This is a genomic window from Pseudomonas sp. IT-P12, from assembly GCF_949767465.1.
GTDB lineage: Bacteria > Pseudomonadota > Gammaproteobacteria > Pseudomonadales > Pseudomonadaceae > Aquipseudomonas.
The window spans coordinates 688057-710710 of sequence record NZ_CATKPY010000021.1; the positions used below are offsets into that span (position 1 = coordinate 688057).

Here is a 22654-nt window from a genome sequence, read left to right on the forward strand (position 1 = left end):
TATAAAGTGAGAGGCAGCCAGGAGCCAAACGTTCCGAAACGCAGGAATGAAAAAGCCCGGCATCGTGCCGGGCTTGCGCAAACGCTTCGTTCTGAATCAGTGACGCTTGTGGCCCTTGCCCAGGTTACTGCCTACGCCGCCGCCAATGGCGCCGCCCAGGCCTGCACCGATGGTGGAGCCGGTCTTGCCACCCAGGCTGTTGCCGATCACCGAGCCGCCTGCAGCACCCACGCCGCCGCCGATGGCCGCTTTGGTGCGGCTGCCCTTGCGTGCAGCCACGGCACTGCCGGCCGCGCCCGCAACACCGGCACCAATCGCTGCCCCGGTGCTGCCGCCCATGCTTTGGCCGACGACATTACCCAGCGCGCCGCCCAGGCCGCCACCCAGCGCGGCGGTGCCGTCGCCAGCAGCCATTGCACCTTGAGCAACCAGAAGCCCCAGAACCAGGGCCGGCAGAGTTAAACGCATGACAAGAACCTCAAAAATAGGGGAAATCAAAAAGGGTCGAGATTGAATGCCTTAGCGGCGAGAAAGTCCAGACGCACGAACGCAACCTCAGCATCGGCGACGGTTGGACAGCGTTTACGGAAAAGGTTTTATGACAGGCAAAAAAAAGCCCGCTGGGGAGACGGGCCAGGTGCTGCTTTCTAACGGATGAGTTCAGCCTACGTAAGACCTTGTGAAAAGTTTGTGAAAAGAAGCGGTAGAGATAAACGTCGACAAACAAGCCAGCACGTCATCCCTCGATCCCGGATCAATGACGGGGTCCATGGATGATCTGCTCCCGCTTGGCGGGAGCAGCCACCTTGGGCAGGAATTTCGCCTTCGGCCCCTGGGGCCCCCTGGCCTTCATCTTGCCGAGCGTGGCCTCATCGTCACCAAAAGCCACCCCATATTCGGTTTGGCCGCATTGCACACAGTTATTGATGGGAAACTCTGCCCCGTCGTCCTCGATATACGGATCAGCCATTTTTTCACCCCTCTCAAAAATGGGGTCGACACCGGCAAGCCCTGTTTGCCTGAAACATATCGACCACCAAACCGTTGAGACTAGCTGGTCATTTATGGACTTTCCGTTCAGACATGCTGACGCCCGACGAATGGATTATTTCGCGTCCTGCAAACCTGAACGCTGACCCCGGCGACCATCACCTCAGCTTGACGGCCGTCCCGGTGACAAACACCACCACCATTCCACCCTTCCCGGCCGGCATGCTGATCTCGTAATCGAGCCCTACCACGGCGTCAGCCTGCAGCGCCCGCGCCCGATCCTTGATCTCGTCAGTCGCCTGCATACGCGCTTCTTTCAATGCGCGTTCCAATGTCTGTGAGCGACCACCAAAAAAGTCGCGCATCCCGGCGAACATATCGCGAATAACGTTGACTCCCTGCACCGACTCGGCGCTCACAACATCCAGGTAGGCGGTGATTTGTCGACCTTCGATGGCATGGGTGGTGGTGACGATCATGGGATTTCCTTTTCATGGCCCTGGCATTCAAGGCGAGCGGGACAATGTTATACACAGCTGCTCGAATATTTCGATTCCGTTCGCTTCCTGCATCCTATTCAGAAGGGCCCTTTCGGCTGGGCACGCCGCCTCAACAAAAGCAGACGCCAGAAACCACAAAACCCCTGACTTCTTTCGAAATCAGGGGTTCTGGTTACATCGAATTTGGCGGTGAAGGAGAGATTCGAACTCTCGATACAATTTCTTGTATACACACTTTCCAGGCGTGCTCCTTAAGCCACTCGGACACTTCACCGTATCTCTTCAAACATGTTCTGTCTGTCGAGGCGCGCTAATGTAGTCGAAAGCATTTCCGATGGCAATTTTTTTTTGCAGAATTTTCATGTGCTTAGCGATTTAGACGTTCCGCGGCTTCCTGGACATGGCAAACCCGCCAATCTCCGGCTTCGTGTCCCTGTTCTCCAGGGAATAGAGCGCACGGTGGGCATGACGGAGCCGGCCTGGCCGGTGGGAAAACGGTGACCGGTGAGTCAGTCACGGCGCTTTACCTCGCCTACGGCGGTGGGTAACGTCATCCTCAACTTTCATACAAGGAATAGCGTCATGAGTGAGTTGATTTCCTACCACCTCGAAGACGGTATCGCGACCCTGACCTTGAGCAACGGCAAGGTCAATGCCATTTCGCCGGACGTGATTGCCGCGTTCAATACGGCGCTGGATCAGGCGGTGACTGATCGCGCCGTGGTGATCATTACCGGCACGCCAGGGATTCTGTCGGGCGGGTATGACTTGAAGGTGATGACCGCCGGGCCGAAGGAAGCCGTATCGCTGGTGACGGCCGGTTCCACCCTGGCCCGTCGCCTGTTGTCGCACCCGTTCCCGGTGATCGTCGCCTGCCCTGGGCACGCCGTGGCCAAGGGTGCGTTCCTGCTGTTGTCGGCCGATTACCGCATCGGTGTCGACGGCCCGTTCAGCATCGGCCTGAACGAAGTGCAGATCGGTATGACCATGCACCACGCCGGTATCGAGTTGGCCCGTGACCGCCTGCGCAAATCGGCATTCCATCGCTCGGTGATCAACGGCGAGATGTTCACCCCGCAGAGCGCCGTGGATGCCGGCTTCCTCGATGTGGTGGTGTCGGCCGAGGAGCTGCAAGGCGCGGCGTTGGCGGCGGCTCGCCAGTTGAAGAAGATCAACATGAGTGCGCACAAGAACACCAAGTTGAAGGTACGCAAGGCGCTGCTGGACACGCTGGATAACGCGATCATCCAGGATCAGGAGCATCTGGTTTAATCCCGTCAGTTCAACCCGGAGCCTGTGTCGTTGTTCAAGTCCATCGCGAGCAGGCTCGCTCTCAAGACAGTGTGGGGCTTTTCATGTGTAATTTATGGAAAAGCCCTACAACCGCTCTAGAACAAGTCTGACCAACGAGTCGGAAACTTTTACTTAAACATCGCCTATCTCCTGTCTCTTCCGGGCAATTGCCGAATACAGTGCACATCCGTACACTGCGCCACCTTTTGTCCCGGTGGGGCCTGCAAATGCTGTTTTTGTTTCGTATGTTGTTGATGGGGCTGCACTTTATTCTGGCGGGCATCCTTGGGGTGATCCTTGGACTGTGCCGGCCATTCAATCCGGACAACAGCCGCCTCTGCGCCCGTCTTTATGCCTGGCCGGCGATGTGCATTTTGCGTTTGCGGGTCAAGGCCGACGTCGGCCCGCTGATGGACAAACCGCAAAGCTGTGTGATCGTCGCCAACCACCAATCCAACTACGATCTGTTCGTGTTCGGCAACGTGGTGCCGCGCCGCACCGTGTGCATCGGCAAAAAGAGCCTGAAGTGGGTGCCGTTGTTCGGCCAGTTGTTCTGGCTGGCAGGCAATGTGCTGATCGATCGTGGCAATGCACACAAGGCACGCCGCTCGATGCTGACCACGACGCACACCCTGCAGCATGAGGACACCTCGATCTGGGTGTTCCCGGAAGGTACGCGCAACCTCGGTGAAGAGCTGCTGCCGTTCAAGAAAGGCGCGTTCCAGATGGCCATCGCCGCCGGTGTACCGATTGTCCCGGTGTGTGTCAGCACTTACGTCAAGCACATGCGATTGAACCGCTGGCGCAGTGGGAAAATTCTGATCCGCTCGCTGCCGGCGATTCCGACCGCCGGCCTGAGCCTGGACGACATGCCAATGCTGATCGCCCAGTGCCGCGAACAGATGCGCGACTGCATCGCCTCGATGGATCGGCAACTGCAAGCCGCGTGACAGGAAACCCGCTCTGTGCGGGTTTTCTTTTGCCCGGGATTTGCCGCGAACTCTGCAGATTTCACTGACTCTCAAGCAACAGACAAGGCTAAGCTGAAGATTGCCTGCCATCTGCCAACCAGAAGTGAACGTGAATCATGGGTCGAGTTGTTGCTGCTGCGGTTTACAGCGCCGGTAAAAAAGTCACCAATATTACCCTCGATGAAGGCGCTGCCTGGGCTGCCAAGCCCGATCACTTTGTCTGGATCGGCCTCGAAGAACCGGACGCGCAGGAGTTGGCCAACCTGCAACGCCAGTTCAACCTGCACGAACTGGCCATCGAAGATGCCCTGGAAAAACACAGCCGACCGAAGCTGGAAACCTTCGGCGATGCACTGTTTATCGTCACCTACTCGCCGATCCGCCATGACGGCAACTTGCAGTTCATCGAGACGCATATCTTTGCCGGTAACGGCTACATCATCACCGCACGCAACGGTCACTCGGCGTCCTACGCCCATGTCCGACAACGTTGCGAGGCGCGTCCGCTGCTGCTTGAGCATGGGGAAGATTTCGTCCTCTACGCCCTCCTCGACTTCGTGATCGAAAACTACCAGCCGGTGGGCGAAGCCATTCATGCCGAAATCGACGAGCTGGAACGCAACGTGTTGTGCAGCGCCCTGAATGAGCACGACATCCAGAAATTGCATGGCCTGCGCCGCGACGTCGTGCGCTTGCGCCGTTACGCGGCGCCGATGGTGGAGATCAGCGAGGAGTTGCAGAAACTCAGCTTTCCGTTCATCGACAAGAACATGCGTCCGTATTTTCGCGACGTGCAGATCCATGTGACGCGGCAAATGGAAGACCTGACGACCCTCGCGGAGATTGCCAGCCAGACCATTGAAGTCGGGGTGCTGCTGGAGGCGTCACGGCAAAGCGTGGTACAGCGCAAGTTTGCCGCATGGGCGGCGATCCTGGCGTTCCCGACGGCGGTCGCCGGTATCTACGGGATGAACTTCCAGAACATGCCGGAACTGACCTGGCACTACGGGTATTTCGCGGTGCTGGGGTTCATTGCGGTGGGGTGCGTGGGGTTGTGGGGGAGTTTCAAGAAGTCGGGATGGTTGTAGCGTCTGCAACAGCAATCGCCAGCAGGCCCGCTTGCATATCCCACTTCGGATAAGGCAGCGAACCTGCTCGCGATGGTTTAGACCGTTTCGGGTTTGTGCGCGACAAACCGCATCATCCACTCCGCAACGGTCGTGCCGTGATGTTCCTGCTCCAGGCTGTTGATGCCTTTCGAGTAGACCTGTTCGCCCAGCGCTTCCTGACGAATATCCAACAAGGCCCGCGAATAATCGTGAATGAATTCCGGATGGCCCTGGAAGCACAGCACCTGGTCATTGATGTGGTAAGCGGCGAACGGACAGAAATCGCTGGACGCGATCACCGTGGCGTTTTCCGGCAGCGTGGTCACCTGGTCCTGGTGGCTGATCAGCAAGGTCAGCTCTTCACGCACCGGGCTCATCCAGGGCGCCTTGGCCGCCAGTTTGTAGTTGTGCGTGCCAACGCCCCAACCCTGGGTGGCGCGCTCGCTCTTGCCACCCAGCAGCAACGCCAGCAACTGATGGCCGAAGCACACGCCGAGCAATTTGTCGCCGCGCTCGTAGCGAGTCAGCAGGTAGGCCTTGAGGGTTTGAATCCAAGGATCGGTGCCGAAGGAGTCGGCCTTGCTGCCGGTGACGAGGTAGGCGTCGAAGGTTTCGTCATCACGCGGATAATCGCCCTGCATCACGTTGTACACGGTGAACTCGGCGGCGATGGGCTGTTGCGAAAACAGGCGCTGGAACATCTGCCCGTAACCCTGATATTGATCGACCAGTTCCGGACGCAGGATGTCGGTTTCAAGAATGCAGATGCGTAACGACATAAAAAATACCTGACACGTGATGGGAATAATGCACACCCCAGAGCCTGCCTCGAAACACGGTGACAAGGCAAGCCCGGCGTGCGTCATCGGTCCCTTAGAACGCCTCCTCCCTGGCGGCTTTTTCCAGCAGCAGGGCCGGCGGCGCGAACCGTTCGCCGTACTGCTCGGCCAGGTATTGCGCGCGGGCGACGAAGTCCTTCACGCCATACTGGTTGATGAACTGCAACGCGCCACCGGTCCAGGCCGCAAAACCGATACCGAAGATCGAACCGACATTGGCGTCTGCCGTGGAGGTCAGGACGCCTTCCTCCACGCACCGCACAGTCTCGATGGCTTGCACGAACAGCAGGCGATCGCGCACATCCTGCGGCGATATCTGCCCATCGGCTTTCTCGAATCGGGTTTTCAATGCCGACCATAAATGCTTCTGGCCAGCGGCGGGGTATTCGTAGAAACCACCACCAGCGGCCCTCCCCCCACGCTTGTACTCGTTGAGCATCAGCTCGATCACGGCGAACGCCGGGTGCTCGACCAGCGCTCTGCCTTCCGCTTGCAGGTCCCTGGCCGTTTGCTGGCGGATATGGCTCATCAGGCTCAGGGACACTTCATCGGAAATGGCCAGGGGTCCGACAGGCATCCCGGCCTTGCGTGCCTCGGTCTCGATCATTGGGGCACTCACGCCCTCGCCGAGCATGGCGATGCCTTCGTTGGTGAACGTGCCGAACACACGGGAGGTGAAGAAACCGCGACTGTCGTTGACCACAATCGGTGTTTTTTTGATTTGCAGGACGAAATCGAAAGCGCGAGCCAGGGTTTCGTCACGGGTGTGCGCGCCCTTGATGATTTCCACCAGGGGCATTTTGTCCACGGGGCTGAAGAAATGCAAACCAATGAATTTGCCGGGGTCCGGCACCGCCCTGGCCAGGCCGGTGATCGGCAAGGTCGAGGTGTTGGACGCGATCACGGCGTCCGCCCCGACCATCTGCTGTGCGGCGGATGACACCCTGGCTTTCAGCTCTCGGTCTTCGAACACGGCTTCGATGATCAGGTCGCAACCGGCCAGATCGGCATCGCTGGCGGTGGGATGGATGCGCGCCAGAATCGACTCGCGCTGCCCGGGCGTCATGTGGCCACGGGCAACCTTCTTGTCCAGCAACGCCGCCGAATGCGCCTTGCCCTTCTCTGCCGACGCCGTGTCGATGTCCTTGAGTACCACCTCGATACCGGCCGAGGCGCTGACGTAGGCAATGCCGGCCCCCATCATCCCCGCGCCCAGTACACCGACACGACGCGTCACGTAGGGTGCGAACCCTTGGGGACGCGAGCCGCCAGCGTTGATTTCATTGAGTTGGAACCAGAAGGTGCCGATCAGGTTTTTCGAGATCTGGCCGGTAGTCAGTTCCGTGAAGTAACGGGTTTCGATCAGATGGGCCGTGTCGAAATCCACCTGTGCGCCCTCCACCGCGGCACACAGAATCTTCTCCGGCGCGGGCAGGCAGCCCTGGGTTTTGGCGCGCAGGATCGACGGCGCAATGGCCAGCATCTGCGCGACCTTGGGGTTCGAAGGCGTACCGCCCGGGATCTGGTAGCCCTTCACATCCCACGGCTGCGTCGCCACGGGATGAGCCAGGATCCAGGCCCGGGCCTTGGCCAGCAATTCATCGTTGTCGGTGACCAGCTCATCGATCAGACCGGCCTGCAAGGCTTGCTGCGGGCGCACCTTCTTGCCCTCCAGCAGATACGGCAAGGCCTTTTCCAGGCCCAGCATACGCACCATGCGCACCACCCCGCCGCCGCCCGGCAGCAAGCCGAGGGTGACTTCCGGCAAGCCGAGCTGTACAGAAGGATGGTCCAGCGCCACCCGGTGATGACAGGCCAGGCAGATTTCCCAGCCGCCACCCAGCGCGGCGCCGTTGATCGCGGCGACCACCGGCTTGCCCAGGGTTTCCAGGGTGCGCAACTGGCTCTTGAGCGTCAGCACCATGTCGTAGAAAGCTTTGGCTTGCGGTTTGCCGACCTTGATCAGTTCGTTCAGGTCGCCGCCGGCGAAGAAGGTTTTCTTGGCCGAGGTGATGATCACACCGGCAATCCGGTCTTGCTCGGCCGCCAGGCGAGCGACGCAGGCAGCCATGGCCTCGCGGTAGACCGCGTTCATGGTGTTGGCGCTCTGGCCCGGCATGTCGATGGTCAGGACGACGATCCGGTCCTGGCCTTGTTCGTAACGAATGGCTTCAGTCATTAAGAGGCTTCCTTGAAAGGCTCAGAGGCGTTCGATAATGGTGGCAATGCCCATGCCGCCGCCGACACACAGGGTCGCCAGGCCAAAGCGCAGGCGTCGGGCTTCCAGTTCGTCGAGCAAGGTGCCGAGGATCGCGCAACCGGTGGCGCCCAGCGGATGGCCCATGGCGATGGAACCGCCGTTGACGTTGACCTTGTCCGGGTCGATGGCCATGTCCTTGATGAACTTCAGCACGACCGAGGCAAACGCCTCGTTGACCTCGAACAGATCGATGTCTTCGACTCGCAGCCCGGCCTTGGCCAGCGCCTTGCGCGTCGCCGGCGCCGGGCCGGTGAGCATGATGGTCGGGTCGGTACTGGTGACCGCCGTGGCGACGATCCGCGCCCGCGGCTGCAGGCCCAGCTCGCGGCCCTTGGCTTCGGAGCCGATCAACATCAGCGCCGCACCGTCGACGATCCCGGAACTGTTGCCCGGCGTGTGCACGTGGTTGATCCGCTCGACGTGGCTGTAGACCCGTAGCGCCGTGGCGTCGAAACCCATTTGCCCCATCATCTCGAAACTCGGCTTGAGCTTGCCCAGGCCGTCGAGGGTGGAGTCGGCGCGGATGAACTCGTCATGGTCGAGCAGCAGGATGCCGTTCTGGTCCCGTACCGGCACCAGCGATTTGCCGAACGCACCCTCGGCCCGGGCCCGTGCAGCTTTCTGCTGGGAATGCAACGCGTAGGCATCGACATCCTCGCGACTGAAGCCTTCCAGGGTCGCGATCAGGTCGGCGCCCACCCCTTGCGGTGTGAAGTGACTGTGCAGGTTGGTTTCCGGGTCCAGCGCCCACGCGCCACCGTCACTGCCCATCGGCACCCGGGACATCGACTCGACGCCGCCCACCACCACCAGTTCTTCGAAGCCGGAACGCACTTTCATCGCCCCGAGGTTCACCGCCTCCAGCCCCGACGCGCAGAAGCGGTTGATCTGCACCCCCGCTACGCTGACGTCCCAGTCGGCCGTCTGGGCCGCGGTCTTGGCGATGTCGGCACCCTGATCGCCCACCGGCGTCACGCAGCCCAGCACCACGTCGTCGACCTGGCGGGTGTCCAGCGCGGTGCGCTGTTGCAACGCGGTGAGCAACCCTGCCACCAGGTTGACCGGTTTGACACTGTGCAACGCGCCATCGGCCTTGCCTTTGCCGCGGGGCGTACGTAACGCATCGAAAATCAGAGCTTGGGTCATGACGTCCTCGAACCTGGCGATGAAAATACCGAGCCTCCACCTTATGCCTAGTCACCGCCGATTCAATGACCGCAATGCTCACAGGCGTTGACGGACACGCTCAGACGGACGGTAGTGTGCTATCGGATTAACCGCTTCAGTACACCGAGCTGTCTAGCAAAAGGCCGGCAAAGAAGCTGGCAATAGGCCTCATGCCATTTTTATAGCTTTTTATGAGGCCTCCATATGAAAGGGATCTAAGCCACGGCTGACGCGGGCCCTAAGGTGAACATGTGCGAAGTTGTCGTCGGGTTTTGCCGAGCGCTCGCCGTACAGGAAGTGCAACGCTCTGCCGTCATGGAGAAATGCAGGCAGGCATCAGGAAATAACAAAAAAGGCGGTCAAGCCATGTTCAAACATTCGAAAGTACGTCAAGCCGGGCTCATTCTCTTTGCCACTACGCTGTTGTTGATTGTGCCGAACCTGACCAAGGTGATTGGCTGAATCTGTAGAAGTACGGCGCCACCCATTTTCATCGCCTCGTTAAAAATGTGACGGGCCCGCTACCCGGGCCTGCATGGCTGTGCCAACCTTTGCGGCACTTCCACGACATGGACGGCGATCATTTGAAAATGCTCATTCTGCTCGGGGCCTTGCTGCTTGGCTCGCCCCTGTATGCCGCACAGCTGAACCTGGAGCTGGGCGCGAACAGCCGCACCTGGCAGACCGAGGACTTGCTCGAGCATCCTCAGGCCCAGACCATCACGATCGACAACGACGTTTCCTATAAAAAGGACATGAGCTATCGCGCCGTGCCCCTGGCAGCGTTGCTGACGGGCATCAAGCCGGGCGATCACCTTCAGGCCGTGGCGCTGGATGGCTTTGCCGCCGAACTGGCGGCCGCGCCGTTGCTCAATGCCAAGGGCGCGCGGGCCTGGCTGGCCATCGAGGAGCCCGCCAACCCCTGGCCGGCACTGTCGTCCGGCAAGCCGAGTGCAGGACCGTTTTACCTGGTCTGGACGGATCCGCAGGCCGGCAACATCAGCCCGGAGCAGTGGCCCTTTCAGGTGGCCGCCATCAAGCGCCTGGCGCCGGTGGCCGAGCGTTTCCCGGCGCTGCTGCCCGATCCGGCGCTGAAAGCGGACGACCCGGTCAACCAGGGCTTCGCCCTCTTTCAGAAGAACTGTCTGGCGTGCCATCGCCTCAATGGCGCGGGCGATGCTCAGTTTGGGCCGGACCTGAATATCCCGTTCAATCCGACCGAGTATTTCGGCGCGGACTTCCTTAAACGGTACATCCGTGATCCACAGAGTTTGCGCCAGTGGCCACAGGCGAAGATGCCGGGGTTCGCCCCGTCGGTGTTGCCGGACGCGGAGCTGGAGAGTCTGGTGGGGTATTTGCAGCACATGGCGGGGCGCAAGGTCAGCCCCTGAATCGCTTTGCCCTGTGAAAGCGGGCTTGCCCGCTCTCACAGGGTTCGAGGGATGTTGGCGATTATTGCTGCTGGACGGAAATGACCGGCGTCGGCGTCGGCGACACCAGCACCTTGGCGTGCATCTGCTCACAGCCCCCGCCCCGGCGCATTCCGCGTACCGGGCAGGCGTCCAGGTAATCCAGGCCCACCGCCAGCTTCAGATGGCGCTCCGGCCGCGCCAGTTCGTTGGTCACATCAAAGCTGTACCAGGCGTCATCCAGCCAGGCTTCCGCCCAGGCGTGGCTGGCCAGGTGCTCGGAGTTCTCGCTGTACAGATAGCCCGACACGTAGCGCGACGGCACACCCAGGCTGCGGGCACAGGCCAGGAAGGCATGGGTGTGGTCCTGGCACACCCCGGAGCGCCCGGCGAACGCCTGGGCCGCGCTGGTATCCACCTCGGTGGAACCCGGCGTGTAGGTCATTTGTGAGTTCAGGCCATGCATCAGGTCGATCAGTGCCGTGCGATCCCGACGGGTCTTGCAGGTCTTTTCGGCGAAAGCCCGCAATGCCTCGTCGGCTTCGGTCAGGCGCGTGAAGCGCAGAAAAGGCAGCGCCGACTGGCTCTCGTGCTCGGCTTCGCGCAGCTCGTCGATATCGACCTGGCCCCGGGCGCCGATGATGATCGCTTCGTGCGGCTCGTCCATGGTCAGCACATGCAGGATGTTGCCGAACGGATCGAGTTGCGCACGCACCGGGCGCGGCAGGTCGAGCTGCCAGCTGAGCACGTGCTGGCGCTCGCTGTCGTGGGGCGTCAGGCGCAGGTATTGGATGCTGGCTCGGACCTGATCTTCGTAGTGATAGGTGGTCTCGTGACTAATGGAAAGTCTCATGCAGCCTCCAGGTAGGAACTGTGTATGGCGTTACCCAACTGGCGCACCAGCGGGATGAACTCGGTCAGCCAGGCGTGCAGGCCTTCGTCGAGGATTTCGTTGATGCCGGTGTAGCGCAGGCGGGCGTCCATTTCCGCTGCCAGGCGTTGCGCGGGACGACCGTTGGCACCCGGCAGTTGCGCGAGGATCTGGTCGATTTCCTCGGTGCAGGCGCGCAGGGAGCGCGGTACGTCGACGCGCAGCAACAGCAACTCGGCGACATGCCGGGCGCCGGGTGCGTCGCGGTAGATCTCGGTGTAGGCCTCGAACGACGACAGCGCCCGCAACAATGCACTCCACTGGTAATACGCGTGAGCCGTGCCGTCGCTGACCGCTTCGGCCTGGTCGCCGGCCATCTCGTAGCGGGCGTCGAGCAGGCGCAACGTGTTGTCGGCGCGCTCGATGAAGGTGCCCAGGCGAATGAAGCGGAAGGCGTCGTTGCGCATGATCGTGCCGTAGGACGCGCCGCGAAACAGGTGCGAACGTTCCTTGATCCATTCGCAGAAACGGCTCATGCCATAACGACTCAAGCCCTGTTCGGCGATGCCGCGAATTTCCAGCCAGGTGGCGTTGATGTTTTCCCACATGTCGGCGGTGATTCGCCCACGTACCGCATGGGCGCTGGCCCGCGCCGCACCCAGGCAGCTGTAGATGCTCGCCGGGTTGGCCGCGTCCAGCGCAAAAAAATGCAGCAGGCGTTCGGCATGCAACTCGCCGTGACGCTCCAGGTAGTCGTCCAGGGTGCCGGTGATCAGCAGCGGCATCGCCAGTTCATGCAGGCCATCACCGCGGCCATCCTGTGGCATCAGCGACAGCGAATAACTGATGTCGAGCATCCGGGCGAGGTTTTCCGCCCGCTCCAGGTAGCGCGACATCCAATACAAATCCGAGGCAGTTCTACTTAACATGGCAGGCTTCCTTCAATCCTCGACCACCCAGGTGTCCTTGGTTCCGCCGCCCTGGGAGGAGTTCACCACCAGGGAACCTTCACGCAAGGCGACACGGGTCAGACCACCGGGCACAACCCGGGTTTCGCGGCCAGACAATACAAACGGACGCAGGTCGATATGGCGCGGGGCAATGCCGTTTTCGACAAAGGTCGGGCAGGTCGACAGGGACAACGTCGGTTGCGCGATGTACGCGTGGGGCTTGGCCTTGATGCGCGCGCGGAACGATTCGATTTCCGCCGCCGTCGCCGCTGGCCCCACCAGCATCCCGTAACCGCCGGAGCCCTGGGTTTCCTTGACCACCAGGTCCGGGAGGTTGGCCAGGACATGGGAAAGCTCGGAAGGATTGCGACACTGGAACGTCGGGACGTTCTTCAGGATCGGCTCTTCGTCGAGGTAGAAACGGATCATGTCGGTGACAAACGGATACACCGACTTGTCGTCGGCCACGCCGGTGCCGATGGCGTTCGCCAGCACCACGTTGCCGGAACGGTAGGACGACAGCAGTCCCGGGACGCCGAGCATGGAGTCGGGGTTGAACGCCAGCGGATCGAGGAACGCGTCGTCGAGCCGACGGTAGATCACATCGACCGCCTTGGGCCCGTCCGTGGTGCGCATGAACACCTTGTCATCACGCACGAACAGGTCCGCGCCCTCCACCAGCTCAACCCCCATTTCCCGGGCCAGAAACGCGTGCTCGAAAAAGGCACTGTTGAAGCGGCCCGGCGTCAGCACCACCACGCTCGGGTTATCGATCGGGCTGGAGCTTTTCAGGGTGTCGAGCAACAGGTTCGGGTAGTGGTCGATCGGCGCGATGCGCTGGGTCGAGAACAACTCGGGGAACAGGCGCATCATCATCTTGCGGTCTTCGAGCATGTAGCTCACACCGCTGGGGGTGCGCAGGTTGTCCTCGAGCACGTAGTAGGTGCCGTCGCCATCGCGCACCAGATCGACCCCGGAAATATGGGAGTAGATATCCCGGTGCAGATCCAGGCCTTGCATCGCCAACTGGTACTGTTCGTTGGCCAGCACCTGTTCCGCCGGAATGATGCCGGCCCGGATGATGCGCTGCTCGTGGTACAGGTCGGCGAGGAACATGTTCAACGCCTTGACTCGCTGGATGCAGCCGCGCTCGACAATCCGCCATTCGCTGGCCGGGATGCTGCGCGGAATGGTGTCGAAGGGAATCAGGCGCTCGGTGCCCTGCTCGTCCCCATAGAGCGTGAAGGTAATTCCGGCGCGATGAAACAGCAGATCGGCCTCGCGTCGCCGTTGAGCCAGCAGCTCGTCAGGCGTTTCAGCCAGCCAACGGGCAAACTCCCGGTAATGCGGGCGGACCTGGCCGCCGGCATCGTACATCTCATCGTAATAGGTGCGGATCATGCCGTACTCCTTGTCACCCGGACTGACAGGCCTTCGCAAGGCCCGTGCCATCGGCATAAACGCTTTCATATCAATCGGTTGGAAAACCGCCCCGGCTACGCCGCACCATTCCTGTGCGCCAAATGCCCCAACCTGATCATCCCCGCTTCATTGCAAAGCAATGCTGTCGTCTATCAGCAGCATAGCCAGAGTTGATTTCACTGCCCGGCCGTGGATGCGGATAATCCACTCATTCGCTGGAAATGCTCACCGAACTTCCCTTTTAGCCGCCTGCCCAGGCGGCTTTTTTTTGTTCGGCATTCTTGTTTCAGGATTTTGCCAATACGCTTTTGCGCCGCGCACGAACGAAAACGGCCAACCCGAAGGTCAGCCGTTGTTGGCTACTGTTCATGATGTCAGGCGAGTCGCCCTCGTACCTCCTGCTTGACGCCCCATCCTTCGATAATGCCGCCCAACGGCTCGACCACAGCCTCGAAATCCTGCTCAAAGTCGCCAATGCCGTCATAGGTGGCGTACATCACCTTGCTCAGCTCCAGGGACCACGCACCGTCGTCCCGAGCGCTGACCTGTGCATTCAAGGATTCACCACAGTAATGCCCCGCCGCCCTGCGTGCCCGCTCCTCGTCCGGGAAAATGGCGTAGAACTCGATGGGATGGAATCGGGAAAAATCGAAACCGCCTTCTTTCATGCGGCGCAGCACCGAGCTGCTGATGTCTTCTTGATAGGCTTCTGTGCTCATGAAACGTCCTCCTCAAACCGATGGATAGACTTTCCGTACTCCCGACGCCCGCATCCTGAAAACGCGAGCACTGCGATGGGAAACAAGCATGTAGCTGACAAGACCAGACCTTAGCGATCCATTCGCTGATCTCGCTTGCAGATTAGCCCTTTGTCAGCGGCGCTGCCAAGGTCTGGTTGTGACACAGGTGTGCCTGGAGGTGTATCAGACGGGAGTGATGCCGAGGATTTGTATGCTGTTCTGGGTCTTGAGATCTTTTACGCTCGCATCCGCCGTTCGCCCTTCCAGATCGTTCAGATCCAGCTCGGCGGCGACGGGCAGGAGCCGGGCCTTGATGAGCTTGGCGGCTTGCTCGTTATCCGGGCATTCGCTGCACTCAAAGGTTTCATCGACTGTTTCGCCGTGATCATCCACGAAAGTGATCTTCCACTTTTGCATCAAAGCCTCCTCGAACAAACCCGTATGTGGGTTCACCTTCATCTGGACTGGTGCTCTGGATGATCGTTCACAAAAAAAGCGGTGGGAGCGAGCCTGCTCGCGATAGCGGTGTCCATTCAGAATCAATGGGACAGAAAGGTCGCTATCGCGAGCAGGCTCGCTCCCACAGGGAATTGCCCGTAAAGCCTTAGTCGTTGCTCGGCTTGTTCACCGCCTGCAGGACGTATTGCGGCAGCGCAAAGGCGCCGAGGTGGATTTCCGGGTTGTAGTAGCGGGTGACGATGCCGCTGCCGGCGAAGCGCTGTTGCAGGGTTTCGCGGGACAATTTGCGGTAGGCGGTGTTGGTCGCCCCCCAGGCGAAGGTCATGGAACCGCCGATGTAGGTCGGTACCGCCGCCTGGTAGAAGTGCCAGTCAGGGAACAGGCTGCGCAGGCGGCCGGCGGTGGTTTTGACTTCCTCGATCTGCATGAACGGCGTGCCGTTCTGGGTCACCAGGATGCCGCCTTCGTTCAGGCAGCGATGGCAGGCCTGGTAGAAGTTTTCCGAGAACAGCACTTCGCCCGGGCCGATCGGGTCGGTGGAATCGGAAATGATCACGTCGAACTTTTCGGTGGTGGTGGCGACGAAACGCATGCCGTCGTCGATCACCAGGTTCAGCCGTGGATCCTCGAAGGCGCCTTTGGAGTGGTTCGGCAGGAATTCCTTGCACATGTCGACCACGGTGCCGTCGATCTCGACCATGGTGATGTGCTCGACGCTGCCATGCTTGGCCACTTCACGCAGCATGCCGCCGTCGCCGCCGCCGATGATCAGCACGCGCTTGGCGCGGCCGTGCGCCAGGATCGGCACGTGGGTGAGCATTTCGTGATAAATGAATTCGTCGGCTTCGGTGGTCTGGATCACGCCATCCAGCGCCATGACCCGGCCCATGCGCGGGTTTTCGAAGATCACCAGGTGCTGGTGTTCGGTGCGCACTTCGTGCAGCAGTTTTTCCATGCGAAAACGCTGGCCGTAGCCTTCGTAAAGGGTTTCCAGGTACTCGCCGGTCGGGGTGGTGCTCATGGGAAGTGCTCCGATGAATGCGGGTGGCAACGGACGGTTACCCGCCCATGATGGCCAATCGATCCGCTCGATTGGCCGGGAAAGGCGCGCATTCTACGTTGCGGAAGATGACAGGTCGAACCTTCCTCAATCAGTTTTACGCAGAACAATGTGGGAGCGGGCTTGCTCGCGAATGCGGTAGATCAGCGAACTTCCGTAGCGACTGTCATGCCGTATTCGCGAGCAAGCCCGCTCCCACAGGTTCAGTGTTTACACGGGGCTAGCGTGAGCGAATCAGATCCGCACATTCCCACGTGGCCCGGCGATGGCCCAGATGATCAGGCCCAGGACCGGCAGGAGCAGGATCAACAGCACCCAGACGATTTTCATCCCGGTACTGGCGCCACTTTTCAGCACGTTGATGATTGCCCAGATGTCCAGGGCAAGAATGATCAGGCCGATCAGGCCATTGAACGTGGAACCCATGGTGTCGCTCCCTAAGAGTGATATGCCCTCTTAGGATAGTCGGCCCTTGCCAGGGTTCCGTTTTATTCGATTAAACGTGGATCGCGACTTTCAAGGCTTCCAGGGCAGGCGCGGCGGCAATACCGACCTCGGCGCACAGCTCGAGCACCCGTGGGACATCGTTGCCATAGACCAGCACCACTTGCAGTTCGTCGTCGAGCAGCTGGCTGAAGTTCATCAGCGTGTAGCCGCCGTTTTCCTTGTTCAGGCTGTCCATCTGCACCTGGATGCGATTGAGCGCGGTGAGCGCCTCGGTCTTCGCCAGTTGCCGGGGCTTGATATTGAACGTCACGTCCGGGCCGAACGAGGCGACGATCTGCGCGAACAGGTCCATATAGGTGTCGGCCTGGAACAGCACGGTTTCCGGCAGGCTGCCGACCACCACCCACTCGCCCAAAGGAATCGGGAAAGTGTCGTCGTAGTTGATGTCGGGATTGGCTGTCAGAAAAGCCTGCGGGTCGGCGTAGGCCTGGGCAGCTTCATCAGCCACCTTGAGGATTTCGTCTTCGCCCATGCACCCGGAGCTGATTTTGCTGATGAGTTCGACGAGTGCGGCTTTCATGGGGCGGAGTCCTGTAGCAAGGGAATTTTGAAGCCGCAAAGGATAACGCATAACGCCTGCAAAGGCTGTGCGGGTGCGTCGATGGGAAGGTTGACCCATATCAAGATCCACGGCACGGTATAGGGCAAAATGCTGGCACCTTGCCAATGCTGTTTCCGCTATCAGAGAAAACCTCCATGGGTGCCTGGATTAGCAATATCTCGCTGAAATACAAATTCTGGGCGGTCAACGCCGTCGCCTTTGTCACCACCCTGTTGTTGGTGCTGTACGCCGTGCAGCTCGAACAGCAGTCGCGCAGCCATGCGGCGCAAACGTCCGCACAGGCGCAGGCGCGCTTGCTCGGCGCCTGGCCCGCCGGGCAGCCACTGCCCAAGAATGACAACTTGCTGACTTTCAATCGCGGGCAGGCCCCGGTGTTGAACGACCAGCCCCTGCAGGAACTGGCGGAGGCCAATGGCTGGGTCGAATTCCATTCGATGCCACTGTTCGGCGACAACCCGTTACTGGGCGCTGAAGTGCTCACCCGCACCGACGGTCAGCGCGTCGCGGTGATCGCTCATGGGCCGAGCCTGGCCCAGGTGTTCAGCGAGCGTTTCGTCAACTACGCGGCGGCGGTGTTCATCCTGATGCTGGCGATGCTCGGGGCCTCGCAATTGTTGATCCGCTTCCTGCTGAGCCAACTCAATACGTTGAAGGACGTGATGCTGCACGTTGAGAAAACCGGCGACCTGGCGGCGCGCGTGCCGCTGTCCTGCTCGGACGAAGTCGGGCAGATGGCAGGCGCATTCAACGCCATGCAGGCCGGTTATCAACGCGTGGTCAACACCGTCGCCAACACCGCCCGGCAACTCGACGTCGGCGCCGCACGCCTGGCATCGAGCATGAACGAGGTGCAACACGGCATGCTCGGCCAGCAAAGTGAAACCGACCAGGCTGCCACGGCGATCAACGAGATGACCGCCACGGTCCACCACATTGCCCAGCACGCCGGCGCCACACGCGACCTCTCGCAATCGGCCGATACCCTGGCCGGCAGCGGCCAGGAAGTGGTCATGCGTGTGCAGAAGTCCATCGCCGGGCTATCCACCGGCGTGCAGCAGACGGCCGAGATGATCCAGCGCCTGGCCGAAGACAGCCAGAAGATCAACGGCGTGGTCAACGTGATTCACAGCATCGCCGAGCAAACCAACCTGCTGGCGCTGAACGCGGCCATCGAGGCGGCGCGGGCCGGGGAAATGGGCCGCGGCTTTGCGGTGGTCGCCGATGAAGTGCGCAACCTGGCCAAGCGCGTGCAGATCTCCACCGACGAAATCACCTTGATGGTGTCGGCGCTGCAGGCCGGGACCCGGGATGCGGTGGATTTCATGCAGGAAAGCTCCTTCAAGGCCGACGATTGCGTGCAACAGGCGCAGGAAGCCGGTGCCGCGCTCGCGGAAATCACCGGCGCCGTGGCGCAGATGCGTGAAAGCAACACGCAGATCGCGGTGGCCGCACAGCAGCAGAGCCAGGTTGCTGAAGAGATGAACCGCGCGGTGGTGGGCATTCGCGACGTGACCGAGAACACGGTGCAGCAGACCGTGAATTCGGCGACCACCAGTAACGAGCTGGCGGCGTTGGCCGGGGAACTGAGCAGGGCGATCGGGCAGTTGAAGCTCTGATGGCTCATTGGCGAGCAAGCCCGCTTCCAAATTGGATGGGGGAGCGGCTCGCCAAGGCATCAGATTGAGCACCATCAAGATTGCCCATGAATGCCTATCGCTCCCATAGCCAACCACGATTCGCCGCCCGCCCCGACCGGGCCTATCCTTAAACCCAGTGTTCAACATGGATTGAGGATCGTCATCATGGGCAAACGTCACCCCAACCTTCCCACCTGGCAATGGCGCGCCTACCCCGGCAACCACCAGCACCCGACCAATCTGGTGCTGCACCTGATTGCCGTGCCACTGTTCATCGTCGCATTCCTGTTGATGGTATCCGGGGTGTTCAGCCTGAGCTTCGCGAACTTCGCGATTGGCGTCATTGGCCTGCTGGCGGCATTGGGCCTGCAACGTCACGGTCACAGCCTGGAGGCGCAGGCCTCCGAGCCGTTCAGTGATCGCAAGGATGCAGTGTCGCGGTTACTGGTCGAGCAGTTTCTGACTTTCCCGCGCTTTTTCCTCAGCGGTGGCTGGTGGCGCGCCTGGCGTGAGCGCCACCGTCGCCACTGATCAGGCGAAAATCGTCACGGTCTGCCGGCTCATGGCGATCAAGCGACCGTCCGCACTCCACAGGTTCGCCGCCGCGTGACCGTAGCCGTCAGCGGCATGCTCGATTTCAACCAGGTATTTGCACCAGTCCAGCGTGCTCAGTGCGAGCAACGGCTGGACGAATTCGATGGTCCAGGTCAGCGTGCTGCCCATCGCCGGCCTGTTCAGGTGCGGCAACAACGAAGGCGGCCAGGCATCCACCAGCGCCAGAAGATGCGACTCACTCACCGCCTCTTCCTTCACATCCCCGCGCAAGCGCACCCACCCTCCCATCTCACGGGACTTGTTGCCGGTGAACGGCAAGCCGCCAACGCTCCAGCGCATCGCCAGGTGGCGCATGAACTCCGGCGTCACGCCTTTGATGTAGGGCAGTTCCTGACAGTCGTCCCAGTGTTTCATTTCGGGCGCAGGCTTGGCCGCCACCGCCACTTCGGACGGCCGCGAGGCCCCGAAGCTTCCCTGCACCAACGTGACCACCTGGCCCTTTTGCACGGCCCGCCCCAGCACCTGGCTGACCGCCTTGCCTTCACGCAGCACGTCGACTTCGAAACTGACCGGCACGTCGGGCTCAACCGGCCCGACGAAGGTAATCGCCAGCGAACGCACGGGGCGATCCGCCGGCACGCTGGCGCGCATGGCTTCGAATTGCAAGGCCGCCACCAGGCCGCCGAAACTGGCCCGGCCCTGCGCCCATTCGGCCGGAATGGACAGCTCCAGCGGCTGGTTGCGGATAGCGTCGAGCAGATCGGAAAAGCGCATGAAAACCTCGAGGTGCAGGAAAAGGATCGAGGGATATTAACCAGCACCGAAGATCGGTACAGCGCTTATTCCGGCCAAAGACGCGGACAGATAGGCCGTGATTCCAAACCCCATGCGGGAGCGAGCCTGCTCGCTCCCGCATGGGGTCAGGATTTGAAACAGGCGCCACTGAGTTTGTCGAGCACCCGGTCGGCGCGGGACTCGGCCTTGACCATGGTGGTTTTCCACACGGCCACGCAAGGTTGCAGATCGGCTTCTTCCTCGGCCCGGGCCAGCCATTGCCAGGCATCGTGCCAATCCCCCAGGGCTGCCTGGGCTGATTTCAGCCTGGGCAGCGCCGGCTCCGGCAGGCGATCGAGTTCGGGATAGGCCTCGATACCATAGCGCACACGCTTGATCAGCAGCCGCAGGCGGTGCCGATCATGGGCGGGATCGTGCAATGCCTGATCGAGTTTCTTCCACTGTTTGGCCAGCCGCTTCTCGATGCGTTTGCGCAAGCCCTTGAGCAAGCCATGGTACTGAGCCGCCCGCAAGAAACGTGGAAAGGCGTCGAGCACCATCAGCAATTGCGCCAGCTCGGCACTGGCCGCCACGGCCGGGTAGGCCACCTCCATCTGCGCCATGCGCCGCTGCGCGGCTTCGGGCTGGTTGTGCTGGAGCAGATACGCTGCCAGCACTTCGCGATCGCGCAGCGGTGTGGTCAGGTCACCGACCCGCGACGCCGCCGCTTCCAGTTGTTCGACCCCGGGCAAGCCGCGCAATGGCCGCAGCAGGCTGCGCAAGCGGCGAACGGTGGTCCGCAGGTCGTGCAACGCTTCCGGGTCGGTGCGGGCCTGCAGACGTGCCTGACAGGCCAACAAGCGGACTTCTAGACCCAGCACATGGGCCACCAACCGATCAACCAAAGCGGACATCGTTTTTTCCCCGAATCGAATGCGGATGCCTACATCATGCCTCAACGGCCAGCGCGGGACTCACGAATGTAGAAACGGGCCTTTTCCGCCTTGCTGGTGCAGCCCTCATAAGCTTCGAACTGCTGTTGCGTCTTGGCGCCGGTCAGCAGCGACAGCGCCTTGGAGTAGCTGACCGTACCGGCGAAACCTTCGGCCTTGGCCAGGTCCAGTTCATGCCAGGCCGCATCGATCTGGCTGCCGCAACTTTCACGATAGGCCGTTTTACCGGCGCAACCGGCAAGGGCCAGGGCAATCAAAGGCACACAGATCCAGGCTTTCATCACTCACACCTCAACATTAGGTAAACAGTCGTGCAGGTAAGACGGTGCGGCGCGTGAAAAGTGCCTTGGCCCCGTCGTGGAAACTCTAGCGTTGGCAAGAATACCCATCTGCCACCCTGACCTGTCGAAAAAACGACGCGTTCAGCCCGTGGAACGACTTCAGCGATTGAAGCGGGTCCCTCGATGGGTGCATTGTTGAACCTTGTCAGACGAGGTCGATTCATGAAAAAGCGCGTCGCACTGGTACTGGGCTCGGGGGGAGCGCGAGGCTACGCCCACATCGGAGTCATCGAGGAGATCGAGCGACGCGGCTACGACATCGCCTGTGTCGCCGGTTGCTCGATGGGGGCGGTGGTCGGCGGGATTTACTGCGCCGGCAAACTGGACGATTACCGCAACTGGATCGAGAGCCTGGACTACCTGGATGTGTTGCGCCTGGTGGACGTCAGTTTTCGCCTCGGCGCGATACGCGGGGAGAAAGTGTTCGGCCAGATCCGCAAGATCGTCGGCGATATCAATATCGAAGACCTGCGCATTCCCTACACGGCGGTGGCCACCGACCTGACCAACCAGCAGGAAATCTGGTTCCAGGAAGGTTGCCTGCACCAGGCGATGCGCGCCTCCGCCGCGATTCCGAGCCTGTTCACCCCGGTCATGCAGGGCAACCGCATGCTGGTGGATGGCGGCATTCTCAACCCCTTGCCGATCGTGCCGGTGGTGTCGAGCCATTGCGACCTGATCATCGCGGTCAACCTCAACTCCACCAACCAGCGTCACTATCGACTGCCGGTGATCCAGCGCCCGGCGGCGTTCAGGTCGCGCTTCGACAGCCTGATCAGCTCGATGGGTTCCAAGCTGCCCTTCCGCCGCAAACAGGCGGAAAAATTGCTGCAGCTGGAAAAGGAAGCCCTGATCGCGGAGGCCGCCGAGATCAACCCGTGGATCGAATCCGCCGAACCCGAAGCCCAGCAGCCATCCGCCGCCCCCGAACGCGACGGCGCACCGAAGTCGGCCACGGGATCGTTCATCATCGACAACGTCGGGCCGGCGTCCCTGCTGGACTTGATCAACCAGAGTTTCGAGGTGATGCAGACGTCGTTGGCGCAGTACAAGATCGCCGGTTATCCGCCGGATATCCTGATCAACGTGCCGAAGCGGGTGTGCCGTTTTTTCGAGTTCTACAAGGCGCCGGAGTTGATCGCGCTGGGGCGCGAGATTGCGCGCGATACGCTGGATCGGTATGAGAGTGAGCGCGAGTCCTGATCCTGTGTGAGTAATCCAGCCCCATCGCGAGCAGGCTCGCTCCCACATAGGCTCCTCGCGGGCAACCCTGTGGGAGCGAGCC

General features: G+C 61.0%; 25 protein-coding genes and 1 tRNA gene. 8 read left to right on the top strand and 18 right to left on the bottom strand.

What is annotated here, in order from left to right:
* Nucleotides 1-96: 96 nt before the first annotated feature.
* The 4 genes from ACM6IM_RS12140 to ACM6IM_RS12155 form a co-directional block, all read right to left on the bottom strand.
* A complete protein-coding gene (locus ACM6IM_RS12140) occupies nucleotides 97-468 on the bottom strand; it encodes a bacteriocin (protein ID WP_192301938.1) in 372 nt (123 codons plus the stop codon).
* A gap of 286 nt (nucleotides 469-754) precedes the next feature.
* Nucleotides 755-970 (bottom strand): hypothetical protein, encoded by a 216-nt coding sequence (locus tag ACM6IM_RS12145; RefSeq protein WP_192301939.1) that lies wholly within the window; start codon nucleotides 968-970, stop codon nucleotides 755-757.
* 178 nt (nucleotides 971-1148) lie between these two features.
* On the bottom strand, nucleotides 1149-1469 hold the full coding sequence (locus tag ACM6IM_RS12150; RefSeq protein ID WP_192301940.1) for a YbjQ family protein: 321 nt from the start codon (nucleotides 1467-1469) through the stop codon (nucleotides 1149-1151).
* Between the two features lie 205 nt (nucleotides 1470-1674).
* Nucleotides 1675-1764: transfer RNA gene (locus tag ACM6IM_RS12155), tRNA-Ser, on the bottom strand.
* 308 nt (nucleotides 1765-2072) lie between these two features.
* Between ACM6IM_RS12155 and ACM6IM_RS12160 the strand changes: the two genes are divergently transcribed.
* The 3 genes from ACM6IM_RS12160 (at nucleotide 2073) to ACM6IM_RS12170 (ending at nucleotide 4842) form a co-directional block, all read left to right on the top strand.
* Nucleotides 2073-2762 (top strand): crotonase/enoyl-CoA hydratase family protein, encoded by a 690-nt coding sequence (locus ACM6IM_RS12160; protein ID WP_192301941.1) that lies wholly within the window; start codon nucleotides 2073-2075, stop codon nucleotides 2760-2762.
* A gap of 248 nt (nucleotides 2763-3010) precedes the next feature.
* Nucleotides 3011-3733, top strand: a complete 723-nt coding sequence (locus ACM6IM_RS12165; RefSeq protein WP_201189522.1) for a 1-acylglycerol-3-phosphate O-acyltransferase — start codon at nucleotides 3011-3013, stop codon at nucleotides 3731-3733.
* Between the two features lie 137 nt (nucleotides 3734-3870).
* The gene (locus ACM6IM_RS12170) at nucleotides 3871-4842 is read left to right on the top strand and encodes a magnesium and cobalt transport protein CorA (protein WP_192301943.1); all 972 of its coding nucleotides are present in this window, start codon (nucleotides 3871-3873) and stop codon (nucleotides 4840-4842) included.
* Between the two features lie 77 nt (nucleotides 4843-4919).
* Here ACM6IM_RS12170 and ACM6IM_RS12175 read toward each other — a convergent pair whose 3' ends face one another.
* The 3 genes from ACM6IM_RS12175 to ACM6IM_RS12185 form a co-directional block, all read right to left on the bottom strand.
* Nucleotides 4920-5642, bottom strand: a complete 723-nt coding sequence (locus ACM6IM_RS12175) for an amidotransferase (RefSeq protein ID WP_192301944.1) — start codon at nucleotides 5640-5642, stop codon at nucleotides 4920-4922.
* Nucleotides 5643-5736: 94 nt separating this feature from the next.
* A complete protein-coding gene (locus tag ACM6IM_RS12180) occupies nucleotides 5737-7881 on the bottom strand; it encodes a 3-hydroxyacyl-CoA dehydrogenase NAD-binding domain-containing protein (RefSeq protein ID WP_414865249.1) in 2145 nt (714 codons plus the stop codon).
* A 21-nt stretch (nucleotides 7882-7902) separates the two neighbouring features.
* Nucleotides 7903-9108, bottom strand: coding sequence for an acetyl-CoA C-acetyltransferase (locus ACM6IM_RS12185; protein WP_414865250.1), 1206 nt, complete (start codon nucleotides 9106-9108; stop codon nucleotides 7903-7905).
* A gap of 270 nt (nucleotides 9109-9378) precedes the next feature.
* Between ACM6IM_RS12185 and ACM6IM_RS12190 the strand changes: the two genes are divergently transcribed.
* Both ACM6IM_RS12190 and ACM6IM_RS12195 read left to right on the top strand, forming a co-directional pair.
* On the top strand, nucleotides 9379-9591 hold the full coding sequence (locus tag ACM6IM_RS12190) for a hypothetical protein (RefSeq protein ID WP_192302887.1): 213 nt from the start codon (nucleotides 9379-9381) through the stop codon (nucleotides 9589-9591).
* A gap of 107 nt (nucleotides 9592-9698) precedes the next feature.
* On the top strand, nucleotides 9699-10520 hold the full coding sequence (locus ACM6IM_RS12195) for a c-type cytochrome (protein ID WP_414865251.1): 822 nt from the start codon (nucleotides 9699-9701) through the stop codon (nucleotides 10518-10520).
* Nucleotides 10521-10581: 61 nt separating this feature from the next.
* Here the strand turns inward: ACM6IM_RS12195 and ACM6IM_RS12200 are convergent, their stop codons facing one another.
* From ACM6IM_RS12200 to ACM6IM_RS12235, 8 genes are all read right to left on the bottom strand, one after another.
* Complete coding sequence (locus ACM6IM_RS12200; protein ID WP_192301948.1) at nucleotides 10582-11391, bottom strand: transglutaminase family protein; 810 nt, start codon at nucleotides 11389-11391, stop codon at nucleotides 10582-10584.
* Complete coding sequence (locus ACM6IM_RS12205; RefSeq protein ID WP_192301949.1) at nucleotides 11388-12338, bottom strand: alpha-E domain-containing protein; 951 nt, start codon at nucleotides 12336-12338, stop codon at nucleotides 11388-11390. The genes ACM6IM_RS12200 and ACM6IM_RS12205 overlap by 4 nt, the downstream gene beginning before the upstream one ends.
* A gap of 12 nt (nucleotides 12339-12350) precedes the next feature.
* A complete protein-coding gene (locus tag ACM6IM_RS12210; protein ID WP_192301950.1) occupies nucleotides 12351-13760 on the bottom strand; it encodes a circularly permuted type 2 ATP-grasp protein in 1410 nt (469 codons plus the stop codon).
* 395 nt (nucleotides 13761-14155) lie between these two features.
* Nucleotides 14156-14500, bottom strand: a complete 345-nt coding sequence (locus tag ACM6IM_RS12215; RefSeq protein ID WP_192301951.1) for a ribonuclease E inhibitor RraB — start codon at nucleotides 14498-14500, stop codon at nucleotides 14156-14158.
* Between the two features lie 204 nt (nucleotides 14501-14704).
* A complete protein-coding gene (locus tag ACM6IM_RS12220; protein ID WP_192301952.1) occupies nucleotides 14705-14938 on the bottom strand; it encodes a hypothetical protein in 234 nt (77 codons plus the stop codon).
* A gap of 187 nt (nucleotides 14939-15125) precedes the next feature.
* A complete protein-coding gene (speE, locus tag ACM6IM_RS12225; RefSeq protein WP_192301953.1) occupies nucleotides 15126-16001 on the bottom strand; it encodes a polyamine aminopropyltransferase in 876 nt (291 codons plus the stop codon).
* 273 nt (nucleotides 16002-16274) lie between these two features.
* On the bottom strand, nucleotides 16275-16466 hold the full coding sequence (locus ACM6IM_RS12230; protein WP_028622263.1) for a PLDc N-terminal domain-containing protein: 192 nt from the start codon (nucleotides 16464-16466) through the stop codon (nucleotides 16275-16277).
* A 70-nt stretch (nucleotides 16467-16536) separates the two neighbouring features.
* Nucleotides 16537-17067, bottom strand: coding sequence for a hypothetical protein (locus tag ACM6IM_RS12235; RefSeq protein ID WP_414865252.1), 531 nt, complete (start codon nucleotides 17065-17067; stop codon nucleotides 16537-16539).
* Nucleotides 17068-17243: 176 nt separating this feature from the next.
* Here ACM6IM_RS12235 and ACM6IM_RS12240 point away from each other — a divergent pair, with 176 nt between their 5' ends.
* Both ACM6IM_RS12240 and ACM6IM_RS12245 read left to right on the top strand, forming a co-directional pair.
* A complete protein-coding gene (locus tag ACM6IM_RS12240; protein ID WP_192301955.1) occupies nucleotides 17244-18725 on the top strand; it encodes a methyl-accepting chemotaxis protein in 1482 nt (493 codons plus the stop codon).
* Between the two features lie 186 nt (nucleotides 18726-18911).
* On the top strand, nucleotides 18912-19277 hold the full coding sequence (locus tag ACM6IM_RS12245; RefSeq protein WP_192301956.1) for a terminase: 366 nt from the start codon (nucleotides 18912-18914) through the stop codon (nucleotides 19275-19277).
* Here the strand turns inward: ACM6IM_RS12245 and ACM6IM_RS12250 are convergent, their stop codons facing one another.
* From ACM6IM_RS12250 to ACM6IM_RS12260, 3 genes are all read right to left on the bottom strand, one after another.
* Nucleotides 19278-20075 (bottom strand): acyl-CoA thioesterase, encoded by a 798-nt coding sequence (locus ACM6IM_RS12250; protein ID WP_414865253.1) that lies wholly within the window; start codon nucleotides 20073-20075, stop codon nucleotides 19278-19280. It lies immediately after the preceding gene.
* Between the two features lie 146 nt (nucleotides 20076-20221).
* On the bottom strand, nucleotides 20222-20989 hold the full coding sequence (locus ACM6IM_RS12255; RefSeq protein WP_414865254.1) for a CHAD domain-containing protein: 768 nt from the start codon (nucleotides 20987-20989) through the stop codon (nucleotides 20222-20224).
* A gap of 41 nt (nucleotides 20990-21030) precedes the next feature.
* Nucleotides 21031-21309, bottom strand: coding sequence for a hypothetical protein (locus ACM6IM_RS12260; RefSeq protein ID WP_027925691.1), 279 nt, complete (start codon nucleotides 21307-21309; stop codon nucleotides 21031-21033).
* Between the two features lie 222 nt (nucleotides 21310-21531).
* Between ACM6IM_RS12260 and ACM6IM_RS12265 the strand changes: the two genes are divergently transcribed.
* Entirely contained in the window at nucleotides 21532-22572 is a 1041-nt protein-coding gene (locus ACM6IM_RS12265; protein ID WP_201189532.1) for a patatin-like phospholipase family protein, read from the top strand.
* Nucleotides 22573-22654 lie beyond the last annotated feature (82 nt).

Excerpts from the sequence above, each read along its gene's own strand:
- ACM6IM_RS12170 (WP_192301943.1), top strand. The coding sequence starts at position 3,871 with ATGGGTCGAGTTGTTGCTGCTGCGGTTTACAGCGCCGGTAAAAAAGTC.
- ACM6IM_RS12235 (WP_414865252.1), bottom strand. The coding sequence starts at position 17,067 with ATGAAAGCCGCACTCGTCGAACTCATCAGCAAAATCAGCTCCGGGTGC.
- ACM6IM_RS12145 (WP_192301939.1), bottom strand. The coding sequence starts at position 970 with ATGGCTGATCCGTATATCGAGGACGACGGGGCAGAGTTTCCCATCAAT.
- ACM6IM_RS12250 (WP_414865253.1), bottom strand. The coding sequence starts at position 20,075 with ATGCGCTTTTCCGATCTGCTCGACGCTATCCGCAACCAGCCGCTGGAG.
- ACM6IM_RS12190 (WP_192302887.1), top strand. The coding sequence starts at position 9,379 with ATGTGCGAAGTTGTCGTCGGGTTTTGCCGAGCGCTCGCCGTACAGGAA.
- ACM6IM_RS12165 (WP_201189522.1), top strand. The coding sequence starts at position 3,011 with ATGCTGTTTTTGTTTCGTATGTTGTTGATGGGGCTGCACTTTATTCTG.
- ACM6IM_RS12220 (WP_192301952.1), bottom strand. The coding sequence starts at position 14,938 with ATGCAAAAGTGGAAGATCACTTTCGTGGATGATCACGGCGAAACAGTC.
- ACM6IM_RS12150 (WP_192301940.1), bottom strand. The coding sequence starts at position 1,469 with ATGATCGTCACCACCACCCATGCCATCGAAGGTCGACAAATCACCGCC.
- ACM6IM_RS12215 (WP_192301951.1), bottom strand. The coding sequence starts at position 14,500 with ATGAGCACAGAAGCCTATCAAGAAGACATCAGCAGCTCGGTGCTGCGC.
- ACM6IM_RS12230 (WP_028622263.1), bottom strand. The coding sequence starts at position 16,466 with ATGGGTTCCACGTTCAATGGCCTGATCGGCCTGATCATTCTTGCCCTG.
- ACM6IM_RS12195 (WP_414865251.1), top strand. The coding sequence starts at position 9,699 with ATGGACGGCGATCATTTGAAAATGCTCATTCTGCTCGGGGCCTTGCTG.
- ACM6IM_RS12205 (WP_192301949.1), bottom strand. The coding sequence starts at position 12,338 with ATGTTAAGTAGAACTGCCTCGGATTTGTATTGGATGTCGCGCTACCTG.
- ACM6IM_RS12140 (WP_192301938.1), bottom strand. The coding sequence starts at position 468 with ATGCGTTTAACTCTGCCGGCCCTGGTTCTGGGGCTTCTGGTTGCTCAA.
- ACM6IM_RS12185 (WP_414865250.1), bottom strand. The coding sequence starts at position 9,108 with ATGACCCAAGCTCTGATTTTCGATGCGTTACGTACGCCCCGCGGCAAA.
- ACM6IM_RS12265 (WP_201189532.1), top strand. The coding sequence starts at position 21,532 with ATGAAAAAGCGCGTCGCACTGGTACTGGGCTCGGGGGGAGCGCGAGGC.
- ACM6IM_RS12160 (WP_192301941.1), top strand. The coding sequence starts at position 2,073 with ATGAGTGAGTTGATTTCCTACCACCTCGAAGACGGTATCGCGACCCTG.
- ACM6IM_RS12240 (WP_192301955.1), top strand. The coding sequence starts at position 17,244 with ATGGGTGCCTGGATTAGCAATATCTCGCTGAAATACAAATTCTGGGCG.
- ACM6IM_RS12210 (WP_192301950.1), bottom strand. The coding sequence starts at position 13,760 with ATGATCCGCACCTATTACGATGAGATGTACGATGCCGGCGGCCAGGTC.
- ACM6IM_RS12200 (WP_192301948.1), bottom strand. The coding sequence starts at position 11,391 with ATGAGACTTTCCATTAGTCACGAGACCACCTATCACTACGAAGATCAG.
- ACM6IM_RS12245 (WP_192301956.1), top strand. The coding sequence starts at position 18,912 with ATGGGCAAACGTCACCCCAACCTTCCCACCTGGCAATGGCGCGCCTAC.
- ACM6IM_RS12260 (WP_027925691.1), bottom strand. The coding sequence starts at position 21,309 with ATGAAAGCCTGGATCTGTGTGCCTTTGATTGCCCTGGCCCTTGCCGGT.
- ACM6IM_RS12180 (WP_414865249.1), bottom strand. The coding sequence starts at position 7,881 with ATGACTGAAGCCATTCGTTACGAACAAGGCCAGGACCGGATCGTCGTC.
- speE (WP_192301953.1), bottom strand. The coding sequence starts at position 16,001 with ATGAGCACCACCCCGACCGGCGAGTACCTGGAAACCCTTTACGAAGGC.
- ACM6IM_RS12255 (WP_414865254.1), bottom strand. The coding sequence starts at position 20,989 with ATGTCCGCTTTGGTTGATCGGTTGGTGGCCCATGTGCTGGGTCTAGAA.
- ACM6IM_RS12175 (WP_192301944.1), bottom strand. The coding sequence starts at position 5,642 with ATGTCGTTACGCATCTGCATTCTTGAAACCGACATCCTGCGTCCGGAA.